This is a genomic window from Paraburkholderia tuberum STM678 (assembly GCF_902833905.1).
Classification (GTDB): Bacteria; Pseudomonadota; Gammaproteobacteria; order Burkholderiales; family Burkholderiaceae; genus Paraburkholderia; species Paraburkholderia tuberum.
This window is the reverse complement of record NZ_CADFGP010000110.1, coordinates 1-11,901: the sequence shown is the minus strand read 5'-3', so window position 1 is coordinate 11,901 and position 11,901 is coordinate 1. Positions and strand designations below refer to the sequence as shown.

Here is an 11,901-nt window from a genome sequence, read left to right as displayed (position 1 = left end):
CATCGACGAACTGTTGCCCTGGAACGTGGCCACGAAGCTGCCTCGGCAGTCTGGCCCATCGGCGTCTGCTGACACGTAACCCGATTCCCGATCATGCCTCACGCGGGCGCCGCGTTGCGGACGGCCGTCGCGAGGTGCTTACCGAGCAGCCTCGCGTGACGCTGACTCAGGATCTCGTAGACGATGCGGTTGTGCTCTTCGGCATCTTTGGCCCAATGCACAGTCACGCCGTTGGCCGTCGCATTACGCTCGAACTGCTCCAGATAGTCCGCGAGGTGCGTGAGCGTATGCTCCTTGATCCCCGAGGCGAGCGAGCGCAACTCCTCCCACTCGGCGATGCCATGCACCTCTGCGTCGCGTCCGGTGCGCAGCTCCCACAGGCGTTTGTCGTGGAACTGGATGTGCTTTTCGTCAGCGATGAACTTCTCCGAAGAGCCGACATGGTCAACACGTTTCATGCTTGTGCTCCATTGAGAATCTGCGCGATATGGATGAACTTCAGGCCCAGCTCGAGACGGTCCGAGCAACCTTTCTGGTGCATGAGGCACGACGAATCGGCCGACACGATGTACTCGGCGCCATTGCGCTTGTGATCGCGGACCTTGTCGGCGCCCATGCGCGCCGACACCGGCTCCTCCGACACGCAGAACGTGCCGCCGAACCCGCAGCACTCGTCGGGACGGTCAGGCTGGATGAACTCGATGCCCCTGACACCCCTGAGCAGGGTCAATGGCTTCGAGAAAAACGGCTCATCGATCTCTGACATCTTCGCGGTGCGCAGCGAACGCAGCGTGCCGCAACTGTTGTGCAGGCCGACCTTGTGCGGAAATTCGGCCCACGGGAACTCTCGTACCTGCAGCACGTCGTGCAGGAACTCCACCAGTTCGTAGGTGTTGGACCGCACTGCCAGCGTATCGGGCGTCTGGTCTGCCGCGCTCAAATGGTCACGCACGTGGTGCACGCAACTGCCGCTGGGCGCGACGATGTAGTCGTAGCCGGTGAAGTTGCGCACGAAGAGGTTTTCGGTGGCGACGGCTTCCTTCTCGCAGCCGCTGTTGCCCATCGGCTGCCCGCAGCACGTCTGATCCAGTGGATAGTCGACGTCGCAGCCGAGCCGTTCCAGCAATTGCAGTGTCGCAATGCCCACATCAGGAAAGAACGCGTCAATGAAACAGGGAATGAAGAGTGCGACTTTCATGGCCAGTCCTTGAGCAAGTTGAGTGGGGAGCGGGCACGTCAGTGATAGGCCTGGTCTTTCGAGACCTCGCCCCGGAACACCGAATACGCGACACACGTGTACGGCACGATGAGCGGTAGCACGAAGAGCCCTGTGCCCCAGAACATGAATGCCTGCGACGCCGGCGGCGCAGCGGCATCAGACAACGTGACTTGAAAAGGAATGATGTAGGGCAGGTAAGACCCCGCCAAAGCGAGAAGCAGCAGTACGAAGCTTGCTGCTGTGTAGAGGTCGAGCACTCGGACCTCAGAAAGGCCGATTTGACGTCGAGTGCTACCGGTGAAATGAGGGAAGTCGGATAGAAATGTATCGACTACTATTGGATGCAAACTCTGCAAAGGTCGACGGTTCTCCGGTAGACGTTCCGCTTAAGCCATGGGACATAGGTGTATTCGTCGTAAGCGTTCGCGCCGACGTAGATCCAGTTATGCAAACAGTTGGACATGAAAGTCACCTCAAAATGAAGGTTGGGGAAAAAGCGTTGTCGGCGCGTCAGTCGCGTGGCGGCAGTACGGCTACTTCAAAAACGTGACTATGGTTGTGCTTGTCACGACCATTCCTGCCAGACGAGGAGAACGCGCAAGCGAGAAACAATGTTTTCGTTACGCAGTCGATGAACGAGACGGCTGGTACCAGGAGCGAGTCTGTGAGCTCAAGTGGAATGGCCGGACCGACTGCAAGCACGCTCATCGCGCACAGAAAACAGAAAACGGGCCGCGCGAAGGGGGCGTCGCCTACGACCGCGAGTCCAGACACCACCACGATCAGTCTTGTGCCTACTGTCGCGCCGAGTGCCGCGTCGCTGTCGGTCAATGCGAAGTCCAAAGTTATCTTGATCAATTCCCACCAGCAGACAACAAGCGCCGAAATGGTAACTGCGAGCCCGGCCGGTCGGCCGATGCTGCTGCCGTTGGACGCCTTTGTTTCCGCCCGCGGAAAACAGCGATGACCTGTGCGTTTGCTAAACATCGTTAACCTTTGACGGGCATGCCGAGACGAAAACGTGTGTCTCCAACACGTAACGCATCTGAGCCTGTCGACGCACACAACGACTTGCAGGTCAACGCTCACCGATAGGCGGGGGCGGGACCTGTCGTGCCTTTAAAGGGAGTCGACTTGTCAGCAGCACCGCCTATGATTGCCAAGATAGACGGCCGGGTGGTATCGAATCCATTCTGCGAGCGTTTGGACTTTCGCCCACCGTTGTTTGTCGAGCTCATACGTCGGTATGGCTCGGCTTACCGTCGGTCTGAAAGATCCGAAGCGTAGGTTTTTGCGTTTGAAGACAACGTCGACGCGGGCCGCCGTGGAGCAGTTCAGTCGCGATAATCGGTAATGGAACTTGCCGGACTGCGCGTCTCGCTCTGCAGAAGACTCTAGCAACCGTAAGGAAAAGATATGGGGACAGTCAGGAGAGGTTCGGGGGCAACATTCCGAGGCAGCACCGCGGCGGTCAGATTAGCCACGAGAGGTGTACTCAAGGTTCCTTGGACGGCGTTCGTACGATGAAACCTTGAGCGAGGGCGCGCCCGGCAAGTCTCGATGCGGGGGCCGACGCACTGCGTCTCATCATTCCGGAAGGGATAGTCAGACATACGTCGGTATGATGGACAACTCGACGCTCCAGGGTCTAGATTGAATGAGCAATCATTGGCAAGCGACCTTATGTCCTCCCGAAGCCCCTCGCAACGACAGCCGCGGGCTTCCGTTTCCGGGATCGTCTGGATTGTCGACGACGACGAATCATCCCGCCTGGCGCTCGAAAGCCTGGTGCAATCGCTTGGCTATTCGACCGAAACTTACTCGCTGCCTGCGGACTATCTGGCGGCGCGGGCGTCGCACCTTCGCACCGAAAACGGAGTCCTGCTTTCCGACGTCCGCATGCCCGGCATGTCAGGACTGGAGTTGCTTGACCGTCTTGTCGCACTGGGCGCCGCGCCGCCGACGATCTTCGTGAGCGCGTTTCCCAGCGACGCGCTGCGAGTGCAGGTGCAGTCCAGCACAGCCATCACGCTGCTCGACAAGCCCGTGGACGCGGCGCTCCTGAAGCAAGCACTCGGCAACGTGGGGATTTAGGCAGGGGCGCTCAAAACAGCGTTTTCGGACCTCTTTCCGTCAATGGCGGCTGGCGCGAGCCTAAGGGCGCGGCTTTGTTTGTTGCCGCCCAATTTCGAGTGCGGCGGCCTTGAAGACGAGATCCGGGAGTGAGCGCGCGTCCATTTTTTTCATCAACTGGCCGCGATGGATTTTCACCGTGATTTCGCTCAGGTTGAGTTGCGCGGCGATCTGCTTGTTGAGCATTCCGCTGACCACCAGCGCCAGGATCTCGCGTTCGCGCGGCGTCAGCGAGGCGTACGCGGCGCGTACAGCCGCGAGGCTGTGTTCCTTTTCGAGGCGTTGCGAGTCTTTCGAAATTGCCTCGGAAACCGCGTCGAGCATATCCTGGTCACGAAACGGCTTCGGGAAAAAATGGAATGCACCAGCTCTCATTGCTCGCACCGACATTTCCATGTCGCCGTGTCCCGTCATGAAGAGAACCGGCATTTGCAGTCCCTCGCGTGCCATCGCCTGCTGGAACGCCAGACCGCTTTCGCCTTTGAGCCTGACATCGAGGATGAGACAGCTCGGGCCGGCGGGTTTGCGAAACGTCACGAATTCCTGCACGGAACAGAACGTCTCGACGGAATACCCGACGGACTCCAGTAGATCGCACAGCGCGAGGCGGACGGACTCTTCGTCGTCGACGACGAAGACTGTCGAGCCGCGGATTCCACCCGTGGACGACGGTACATGCCGATCGGTAGCCATAAACGAGTCCTCAACACGCCACAATGCGGCGGACAGATGAAACATTTCGCCCGCTTGACAGAGACGCATCCGCGCCTTTTTGCGCCCGTAAGACGCGTTTCAAGTATGACACGGTAAAACGAGAGTAGGTAAATGTCCGAATGGAGGTTTGCCGCCGCCCAAGCGGCCCGCTACCCTTGCATCTACGTCTGCAATGCATCGCACGAAGCGGCTAGAACATGAACCGCGGCATGGGGCGAGGGATACACCCCCTGCTGGCCCCGCTTGACGCGGGGGCAGCACAAGAGCAGGAGATACCGGAAAACAGCTGCTGTTGGCCGCTGCCCGGCAGCACAAACGCAGCCGCAAACCGCCCCTGCCGCCGCGGGCTTTTAACCGGCGGTCTTAGGCGCGCTGAGTTGCTGCACGCGGACAATCGTGCCGTTCGACAGGGATGGCGAAGCGAAACACCGCACTGCCAGGCTTGTTCGGCGCCTGCGTCGATGCGCTCGCCATGACTCTCGGCGATGGACCTGCAAATTGCAAGGCCCATGCCCTTGCCTCCCGCTTTCGTCGTATAAAACGATTCAAAAAGGTGTTCCAGCTCTCCGTCGCACAGCCCCACGCCGGTGTCTCATGCTTCGAGCGATGGTATCCGGCGCTCACGGGCAACGATCACGCTCACCATATCGCGGCGTAGAGCCCCCGCTTTGGCGCGGTGACCCGGAAGAGCTGCTCGAGCAGCATGCGGCTACGGCCCCACAGTCGCCCACTCGCGTCGCGTACGCAATCGTTATCGAAAGCTCGGAGGCAGAGCCTATACGCCCGTATGTTCACGCAACACTGAGCATTGTGCCGGTGCATCCCAACGTAGAGGCGTTCCTTCCTTCCGTGTGATAGCCCAATTTCGGTCGCGGCTGTACCGTAAACCCATGCCCGATGCAGCCGCGCTTTGCGCCTACAACGGCCTCCGGTCTGACTAGCGCAGGCGGCTTCGAGCCAAATCGAGGTTCCGTCAAAACTTCGCGTCGCTTGTATTCGCAGCAGCCCCTTTGCACCGGCGGCGACGTTTGATACCTGGAGCGCAGGCTGCCCGTTGTCAACGACTGACCGATGCGAAAGACGCAAAGAGGTGGACATGAAAAGCCGGAGCTTCCTGACACGTCAGGAGATTTTCGACCACGCTGTAGAGCATTTATTCGGCCAGGCGCGAGCCTCCCTCCTGCCTCGCGGCGGCGGCGCCTATCGAGGCTACTGCGGTAGCTGTCCGGTCGGCAGCTTCATTAAGCCGCGCGACTATATGACGGCAATGGAAGGCGTGCCCATCCGCTACGTCGCAAAACCGCCAAAGGACGTGCCGGCTTATATGGATATCGGTGTCGCGGCGCTCAAGCGCGCGCTGCTTCGCTCGCGCATCGATGTGTCCGATCCGGTGACTGTCGAATTGCTTAGTTGTCTGCAGAACGTCCACGATGTATTTGGCACATGGGAATGGAGTGAGCGGCTGGCATCAATTGCTCGACAATTTGCCCTGTCGGCCACGTTTCTGAAAGCCGCTGCTTGAGGGTCGCAGGTGTCGTGATGCAGTGCGCAAGAGAGATCTACGAGCGCGTCAGCGCTCATCTGCTTAACCAGGGGGCCGTCTCGGAGGACGAGAACGGCTCATGCCGGCTGCGCGGCGACAACGACCGCGAGTGCGCAGTCGGATCGCTCGTTAGCGACGAGTTCTATCACCCGGACATCGAAGGGATCGGCATTTCGTACTATCGGCACGCCCGGGACGGCAAGCTGCTGCAGGCGCTGTATGCATCCAACGTCAATGCCTACGATCCGGGCATTGTCGATCTGCTGTGCGAACTTGAGGAGATTCACGACGGCGCCAGCGTCGATCAGTGGCCGGATCTTCTCGCCGCTCTCGGAAAGCGGTACGGGTTCGTCTGATGCGAGGGTTCGCGAGTGGTAGCGGCCGGTGGCATGCTGATTGATCAGCCACAGGATAGTGAAGCGTGCGTCGCGACCAGATTCCGTCGTTTGCGAGGAAAACCGACGTGCGTTTTCGCCACGACCGTCGTCGCGCACTTCCAGGAGGCAGTCGCGGCCGCTTCGCTCCAGTGTATTGGTGACGGTATATGTTGATACCTCGACGGACGCGACAAACGTTTGGCTCGTCACCGATATCTCGGTAAAACGATAGCTGCTGCGGTGCAGGCACGAGCGATGAGATGGCGAAAAAACCGAATCGCTTTATCGCGGCCACCGGAACAACACGCATGGGTACACGCCGGCTTTCCGCACGCTGCTGAACGACGGTATTGGACCCTACACCTGAGCGGATTGGTCTTATCCCTGTCGCCGCCTGCGCTATACCGCCGTATAGGCTTTAGACGGGCAGGTAGAAGCGCGATAACCGACGGTACGATATCTTCCTGGGTCGCTAGCGTCTATCGTGGGAAGTGTGGACAGCGCCTTTGCACAGGGGCGGCCGACGGAGTCTGATTCATCCGACGGCGTCCGAAACGTGATGGTCCAGTGGCGTTCGCGCGGCTCGGATGCACGGTAGCGTGCGAGCCAGACCTCGATACGCATACTGATAATGGAGATCCCGTCACACCCTCCTGGAGAAGTAATCCATGTTTGACGAACGAGCACGAGTGAAGGCATTGCAGTTTGCGCAAGCACATCCTTGGCGTCGGGACGTCAAACGGCGAAATACCGGATTCGCTGTCACCGCTGCGACGCATGTCGTCTTCTGGCGAACGCTCATCCAGACAGTATCTGACTTCCTGTCGAACATCGGTGACGCTGCGTTCACCTCGGCGGTGTCGACAAGACCGGTGTTGTTGGCCCAGGCATTGCCGCGCTACTCGGCGCTCGCCATGCCGCTAAAGTTTTCTCTTTCCTGTGCGCGATGAGTCTTTTTTGCGTTGCCCCATCGACCCCAATAACGTTTTAGCGTCCGCGCGCCTCGGCTTCGCGATAGTCATCGACTGCGAAACCGGGGTATTTCCTCGGCCCGTTTCTGCGCCGAGTCGGTGCACTCCGATTAGCCGTCGGAAATTACCCGCATTGGGCGCCGGAAATCAACATGCGGCTATACACCGGCTTCACGAGATCGTGGTCTCACCAACGGCTGCTAAGGAAGTGACATGTCAAACATTTTGCGTAACTGGCTCTATGTAGGGACCAATGCCTACCGAATATAGCTTCTCGCCTCGTTGGACCGGAACGCATACCGACGAACCCCGTCCGAACCAGCTCTGCCTTTGATAAGCAGAGCGGCCGCTATTGGCTATTGCGTGTCTTATGCAAGCACTCATCCTTGGCAGGAGTGAATATGGAGATCGGCAGACCAGGTTTCCGGGTCGAATACGATTCGCTGGGCAAGCGGGAAATACCCGAGGAAGCGCGATATGGCATTCACACGCCTGGCGCCGTCGAGAACTGTCCCATATCGGGGACGCCGGTAGGCGCATACCCAAACCTGCGGAATGCGCTGGCGGCAGTCAAGCAGGCTGTCGCAGAAGTGAATGCCGAGTTGCATCGACTCGAACCCTCACTTGGTGACGCAATCGTCGCCTCTTGCGTGGCGGCGCAGAAAGGACGCTTGTGTGACCAGTGCTTCGTCGATGTGACTCAGGGCCGCGCTGACACTGAGAACGACATGAACGCCAACGAGGTGATATGCAACCGCGCTCTTGAACTTCTGGGTCGTCCGCGCGGCGACTATGTTCATCTGGATCCAGGTGCGCGCATGTGTCCCGGAGGCGGCAATGTCTATTCGACCGCACTTAGGATCTCGATCTGCGTTGCGATTGAACACCTATGTGACGGGTGCGATGCGTTGCGGTCCGCCTTCGTCAGAAAGGCGGAGGAATTCCGCGATTTGCTGCAACTCGACCGAACCACGCAGTTATACGATGCAGTTCACACCACGCTGGGTTTCAAGTTTTTGACGCATGCGCTTATGCTGGACGAACAGATGGTCAGGTTGCGAGCGTCATCCGCGCAGCTTCGTGAAATCTATCTTCGCGCGACGATTGACGCGGGCGCTACGGCCCATTCCGGATATGAAGTCGAAGCGGTTGAAGTCGAAGCGGTTGATGCGGCAAACGCAATGACCGCGCTCGGTTTGCCTATGGCGTCAACTCCGATTGAAAGAACCCAAGAGTGTGCCGCGTATTTGCGGATTTCCGGCATTTTGACCGACATCGCCGTCGAGCTTTCGAACGCGTGCAGTGACCTCCATCTGATATCCATCCGGGCACTATTCGACGTGCCCGAAATCGATCTCGCGTGGATGCGGACCGACTCCTTTGTCACGCCTGGCAGACCGAACGCGATGATTTCCGATGTCGTCCGTCAGATGGCACTCCGGATTTTGGCGAGCGACGTCGCGGTCACATTCGCGGCTGAATCGGTTCAGGTGCATCCATGCAAGACGCTGGCCGAGCATTGCATCAGGGAGATCGCGGCCAATTCCGAACAGATCCGGGAGATGTCCGAGTGTCGTCGCGCGATGGCGACTGCGGCAAATCCCTATATTGGCGGCAAGAGTGCTCGCATACCCGGTGCGCATTCCAGATGCAGCATGCTAAGAGAGGCGGTGCTGCACCGGCAGCTGATAGCCGAGGAGGAACTCGACCGGGCCCTGCGCGCTGGCGCAGGCGATTTATCGGTAGTTTTGTCGATGCCGGCGTAGAGAGCAAAAGACCCGTGAGGCAAGTATGCATGTAAGCGCGCGAATCAGACACTGAGTGCGCGCGTCCCATCGGCAGGGCGCATGTCGCCGGCATGCCATGGCGATATGTAGGAATCCAACGTACTGATAGAGATTGTTTGCGCGCCCATGCTGACGGCGAACCGTGCTTCATTGCATGGCGGGTCTACAGCATCGGGAAATTTTTTACCTGGATCAATCCTCTGCCTTGTGAACATCGTGAAACATTCCGTTCCTGTCGCGCCTGAAATTGCACGTATCTTCTTATCTTCGTTCATACGATCGCCCAAGCGGACGCACGTGATGGTCGCGGCTTGCAGCGCAATCCTGCTGTCGGCATGCCAGTCGCGCGAAGCCGCCGCTCCTGAGCCGAAGCCCGTGGTCGCTCTGGCCGTTCACGCCGACGGGCGCGCGGTAGGTGCGTCGCTGCCGGCTCAGGTGCAGGCGCGCTACTCGACGGTGCTTTCGTTCCGGGTGGGCGGCAAAATCATCGAACGGCGGGTTCATCTCGGCGATGCCGTCAAGGCGGGACAGGTTGTTGCACTGCTCGACCCGACCGACCTGCGCAATAACCTGGCCAACGCACGAGCCCAGCTCGATGCCGCCGAACATCGACTTGTCTACGCGAAGCAGCAGCTCGACCGCGATCAGGCGCAGGCGCAGGCGAACCTGATCGCGCCGGCGCAACTTGAACAGACGCAGGACGCCTACGCCTCCGCGCTCGCCCAGCGCGACTCGGCGCTCGCCCAGATGGCGCTCGCCTCGGACAATCTGCGCTATGCGACGCTGACAGCGGACCACGACGGCGTGATTGCCTCGGAGGACGCCGACACGGGCCAGAACGTTCAGGGAACCCAATCGATCTATCACCTCGACTGGACGGGCGACGTAGACATCGTCTGCGACGCGCCCGAGCGCACGCTGAGCTCGCTGACAGTCGGCAGCATGGCGCGCGTAACGCTGCCGGCGCTACCCGGCAAGACCTTCGAGGCGCGCGTGCGCGAGGTATCGGCTGCTGCCGATCGAGAAAGCCGCACCTGGCGCGTCAAGCTGACGCTGGCCGCCCCGAGCCGCGACGTGCGCCTCGGCATGACGGCGATTGTGGGGTTCGATGTCGTCGGCAACGCGCCCGTGGGGCAGATTTTTACGCTGCCTGTGACGGCGCTCTTTCACGAGGGTGAGCACCCCGCTGTCTGGGTGGTGCGCGCCGGCAGCGACACACTCGAACTGCGCCCGGTCACTATCCAGCGATATGACGAGCGCACCGTCTCGATCAGATCGGGCCTACGCGACGGCGACCGCGTCATGCTCCAGGGCGCACACGCCGTGAGCGCGGGCCAGCATGTGCAGGTGGTGCCCCCGCTTCATCCCGAGGACTTCCCGTCATGAGGGCGCGCGACAGTGAATCCGCAGGCAACAGCGCGCCCGTCCCGTCTTCCGGGGCAGACAAATCTGGCGAAGGCGGCTTCAATCTTTCCGCCTGGGCGCTACGTCATCAGCAGCTCGTGATCTTTCTGATCGGGCTCGCCACGCTTTTCGGCGTGATCGGTTATACGCAACTCGCGCAGTCGGAAGATCCGCCGTTCACCTTCCGGACGATGGTGATCAAGACCTACTGGCCTGGTGCGACTGCGCGCGAGGTGCAGGAACAGATCACGGACCGGATCGGCCGCCAGCTACAGGCCGCGCCGAACATCGACTACATCAAGAGCTACTCGCGGCCTGGCGAGTCGATGATCTTCTTCGCCATGAAGGACTCCGCGCCCGTCAAGGAAGTGCCGGACACCTGGTATCAGGTGCGCAAGAAGGTCGGCGACATTGCCGCGACGCTGCCGAAGGGAACCGTCGGCCCGTTTTTCAACGACGAATTCGGTGACGTCTATACCAACATCTATGCGCTTGAAGGCGACGGCTTTTCGCCGGCGCAACTGCACGACTACGCTGACAAGCTGCGCACAGTCCTGCTGCGCATACCCGGTGTGGCGAAGGTCGATTATTTTGGCGACCCCGATCAGCACATCTTCGTCGAGATATCGAATGCGCAGCTCACGCGGCTTTCGATCACGCCGCAACAGCTCGCGCAGGCGATCGACGCACAGAATGCCGTGGCGCCCGTCGGCACCATCACGACCGCGGACGACCGCGTGTTCGTGCGGCCGAGCGGCGCGCTCAAGGATGTGCAGGCGCTCTCCGATATGCTGATCACCATCAACAAGCGCACGTTCCGGCTGGGCGACATCGCGAAGATCACACGCGGTTATGACGACCCGCCGGCGACCCAGATGCGCGTCGGCGGCCAGGCGGTGCTCGGCATCGGCGTGACGATGCAAAAGGGCGGCGACGTGATCGACCTCGGCAAGGCGCTCGACGCAAAAGCCGCCGAACTGCAGGCCACGCTGCCGGCAGGTCTGAAACTCGCGGCGGTTTCGAGCATGCCGCACGCGGTCAAGCACTCGGTGGATGAGTTCGTGAGATCGGTTGGCGAAGCGGTGGCGATCGTGCTGGTCGTGAGCCTCGTCTCGCTCGGTCTGCGCACCGGCATGGTCGTCGTGATCACGATTCCGATCGTGCTGGCGGCAACCGCGCTGTGCATGCACATCTTCAATATCGGCCTGGACAAGGTCTCGCTCGGCACACTCGTGCTCGCGCTGGGTCTGCTCGTCGACGACGCGATCATTGCCGTGGAAATGATGGCGGTGAAGCTGGAGCAAGGCTGGAGCCGGGCGCGCTCGGCAGCGTTCGCGTATACCAGCACGGCATTCCCGATGCTGACGGGCACGCTCGTCACCGTATGCGGCTTCCTGCCGATTGCGCTCGCCAAATCGAGCACGGGCGAATACACGCGTTCGATCTTCGAAGTGTCGGCCATCGCGCTGATCGTTTCGTGGTTCGCGGCCGTCGTGCTGGTGCCGTTGCTGGGTTATCACCTGCTGCCGGAACGCAAGCCTGAACCCGGCGGTGCACACCATGATCCGCATGAAATCGGCAACACCGGCTTCTACCGGCGCCTGTCGGGATGGGTTGCGTGGTGCGTCGAGCGTCGCTGGGTCGTGCTCGGCATCACCGTCGTGCTTTTCGCGATTTCCATGCTGGCCTTCACGCGCGTGCCGCAGCAGTTCTTCCCGAACTCGGAACGGCCGGAACTGCTGGTCGATCTGCG

The 11,901-nt window shown here is 60.4% G+C and carries 13 protein-coding genes and 1 pseudogene; 7 read left to right on the top strand and 7 right to left on the bottom strand.

Annotated features, from left to right (window positions below):
• Positions 1 to 137: 137 nt before the first annotated feature.
• The 4 genes and pseudogenes from HWY30_RS39250 to HWY30_RS39235 form a co-directional block, all read right to left on the bottom strand.
• Positions 138 to 458: pseudogene (locus HWY30_RS39250) on the bottom strand (LUD domain-containing protein); the annotation flags it as partial.
• Positions 455 to 1,198 carry a (Fe-S)-binding protein gene (locus tag HWY30_RS39245; RefSeq protein WP_090809405.1) on the bottom strand — a complete coding sequence of 248 codons (744 nt, stop codon included), beginning with the start codon at positions 1,196 to 1,198 and terminating at the stop codon, positions 455 to 457. The gene HWY30_RS39245 and the pseudogene HWY30_RS39250, both read right to left, overlap by 4 nt.
• A gap of 38 nt (positions 1,199 to 1,236) precedes the next feature.
• Positions 1,237 to 1,476: a cytochrome d ubiquinol oxidase subunit II gene (locus HWY30_RS39240; protein ID WP_090809406.1), complete on the bottom strand. Its 240-nt coding sequence runs from the start codon at positions 1,474 to 1,476 to the stop codon at positions 1,237 to 1,239.
• A 253-nt stretch (positions 1,477 to 1,729) separates the two neighbouring features.
• The gene (locus HWY30_RS39235; protein ID WP_090809408.1) at positions 1,730 to 2,206 is read right to left on the bottom strand and encodes a hypothetical protein; all 477 of its coding nucleotides are present in this window, start codon (positions 2,204 to 2,206) and stop codon (positions 1,730 to 1,732) included.
• Between the two features lie 681 nt (positions 2,207 to 2,887).
• Between HWY30_RS39235 and HWY30_RS39230 the strand changes: the two genes are divergently transcribed.
• Entirely contained in the window at positions 2,888 to 3,313 is a 426-nt protein-coding gene (locus tag HWY30_RS39230) for a response regulator transcription factor (protein ID WP_244145192.1), read from the top strand.
• 60 nt (positions 3,314 to 3,373) lie between these two features.
• Here HWY30_RS39230 and HWY30_RS39225 read toward each other — a convergent pair whose 3' ends face one another.
• Both HWY30_RS39225 and HWY30_RS42645 read right to left on the bottom strand, forming a co-directional pair.
• The gene (locus HWY30_RS39225) at positions 3,374 to 4,045 is read right to left on the bottom strand and encodes a response regulator transcription factor (RefSeq protein ID WP_090810462.1); all 672 of its coding nucleotides are present in this window, start codon (positions 4,043 to 4,045) and stop codon (positions 3,374 to 3,376) included.
• 211 nt (positions 4,046 to 4,256) lie between these two features.
• Entirely contained in the window at positions 4,257 to 4,649 is a 393-nt protein-coding gene (locus HWY30_RS42645) for an ATP-binding protein (RefSeq protein ID WP_090809412.1), read from the bottom strand.
• Positions 4,650 to 5,162: 513 nt separating this feature from the next.
• On the opposite strand from HWY30_RS42645, the gene HWY30_RS39215 reads away from it, so the two are divergent.
• The 4 genes from HWY30_RS39215 to HWY30_RS39200 all read left to right on the top strand — a co-directional run bounded on the left by HWY30_RS39215 (position 5,163) and on the right by HWY30_RS39200 (position 8,723).
• A complete protein-coding gene (locus tag HWY30_RS39215) occupies positions 5,163 to 5,588 on the top strand; it encodes a hypothetical protein (RefSeq protein WP_090810464.1) in 426 nt (141 codons plus the stop codon).
• Positions 5,589 to 5,605: 17 nt separating this feature from the next.
• A complete protein-coding gene (locus HWY30_RS39210; RefSeq protein WP_090809414.1) occupies positions 5,606 to 5,965 on the top strand; it encodes a hypothetical protein in 360 nt (119 codons plus the stop codon).
• 689 nt (positions 5,966 to 6,654) lie between these two features.
• Positions 6,655 to 6,936, top strand: coding sequence for a hypothetical protein (locus HWY30_RS39205; protein WP_143037264.1), 282 nt, complete (start codon positions 6,655 to 6,657; stop codon positions 6,934 to 6,936).
• A gap of 422 nt (positions 6,937 to 7,358) precedes the next feature.
• Complete coding sequence (locus tag HWY30_RS39200) at positions 7,359 to 8,723, top strand: lyase family protein (RefSeq protein ID WP_090809415.1); 1,365 nt, start codon at positions 7,359 to 7,361, stop codon at positions 8,721 to 8,723.
• A gap of 44 nt (positions 8,724 to 8,767) precedes the next feature.
• Here HWY30_RS39200 and HWY30_RS39195 read toward each other — a convergent pair whose 3' ends face one another.
• Positions 8,768 to 9,019: a hypothetical protein gene (locus HWY30_RS39195; protein WP_143037265.1), complete on the bottom strand. Its 252-nt coding sequence runs from the start codon at positions 9,017 to 9,019 to the stop codon at positions 8,768 to 8,770.
• 25 nt (positions 9,020 to 9,044) lie between these two features.
• Between HWY30_RS39195 and HWY30_RS39190 the strand changes: the two genes are divergently transcribed.
• Together HWY30_RS39190 and HWY30_RS39185 are read left to right on the top strand one after the other, a co-directional pair.
• Positions 9,045 to 10,130 carry an efflux RND transporter periplasmic adaptor subunit gene (locus HWY30_RS39190; protein ID WP_090809417.1) on the top strand — a complete coding sequence of 362 codons (1,086 nt, stop codon included), beginning with the start codon at positions 9,045 to 9,047 and terminating at the stop codon, positions 10,128 to 10,130.
• The coding region (locus HWY30_RS39185; protein WP_176079035.1) for an efflux RND transporter permease subunit at positions 10,127 to 11,901 on the top strand (1,775 nt) is incomplete at its 3' end. The genes HWY30_RS39190 and HWY30_RS39185, both read left to right, overlap by 4 nt.

Coding starts and splice junctions, on each gene's coding strand:
- HWY30_RS39245 (WP_090809405.1), bottom strand. CDS start 1,198: ATGAAAGTCGCACTCTTCATTCCCTGTTTCATTGACGCGTTCTTTCCT.
- HWY30_RS39235 (WP_090809408.1), bottom strand. CDS start 2,206: ATGTTTAGCAAACGCACAGGTCATCGCTGTTTTCCGCGGGCGGAAACA.
- HWY30_RS39225 (WP_090810462.1), bottom strand. CDS start 4,045: ATGGCTACCGATCGGCATGTACCGTCGTCCACGGGTGGAATCCGCGGC.
- HWY30_RS39215 (WP_090810464.1), top strand. CDS start 5,163: ATGAAAAGCCGGAGCTTCCTGACACGTCAGGAGATTTTCGACCACGCT.
- HWY30_RS39210 (WP_090809414.1), top strand. CDS start 5,606: ATGCAGTGCGCAAGAGAGATCTACGAGCGCGTCAGCGCTCATCTGCTT.
- HWY30_RS39205 (WP_143037264.1), top strand. CDS start 6,655: ATGTTTGACGAACGAGCACGAGTGAAGGCATTGCAGTTTGCGCAAGCA.
- HWY30_RS39200 (WP_090809415.1), top strand. CDS start 7,359: ATGGAGATCGGCAGACCAGGTTTCCGGGTCGAATACGATTCGCTGGGC.
- HWY30_RS39195 (WP_143037265.1), bottom strand. CDS start 9,019: ATGAACGAAGATAAGAAGATACGTGCAATTTCAGGCGCGACAGGAACG.
- HWY30_RS39190 (WP_090809417.1), top strand. CDS start 9,045: ATGGTCGCGGCTTGCAGCGCAATCCTGCTGTCGGCATGCCAGTCGCGC.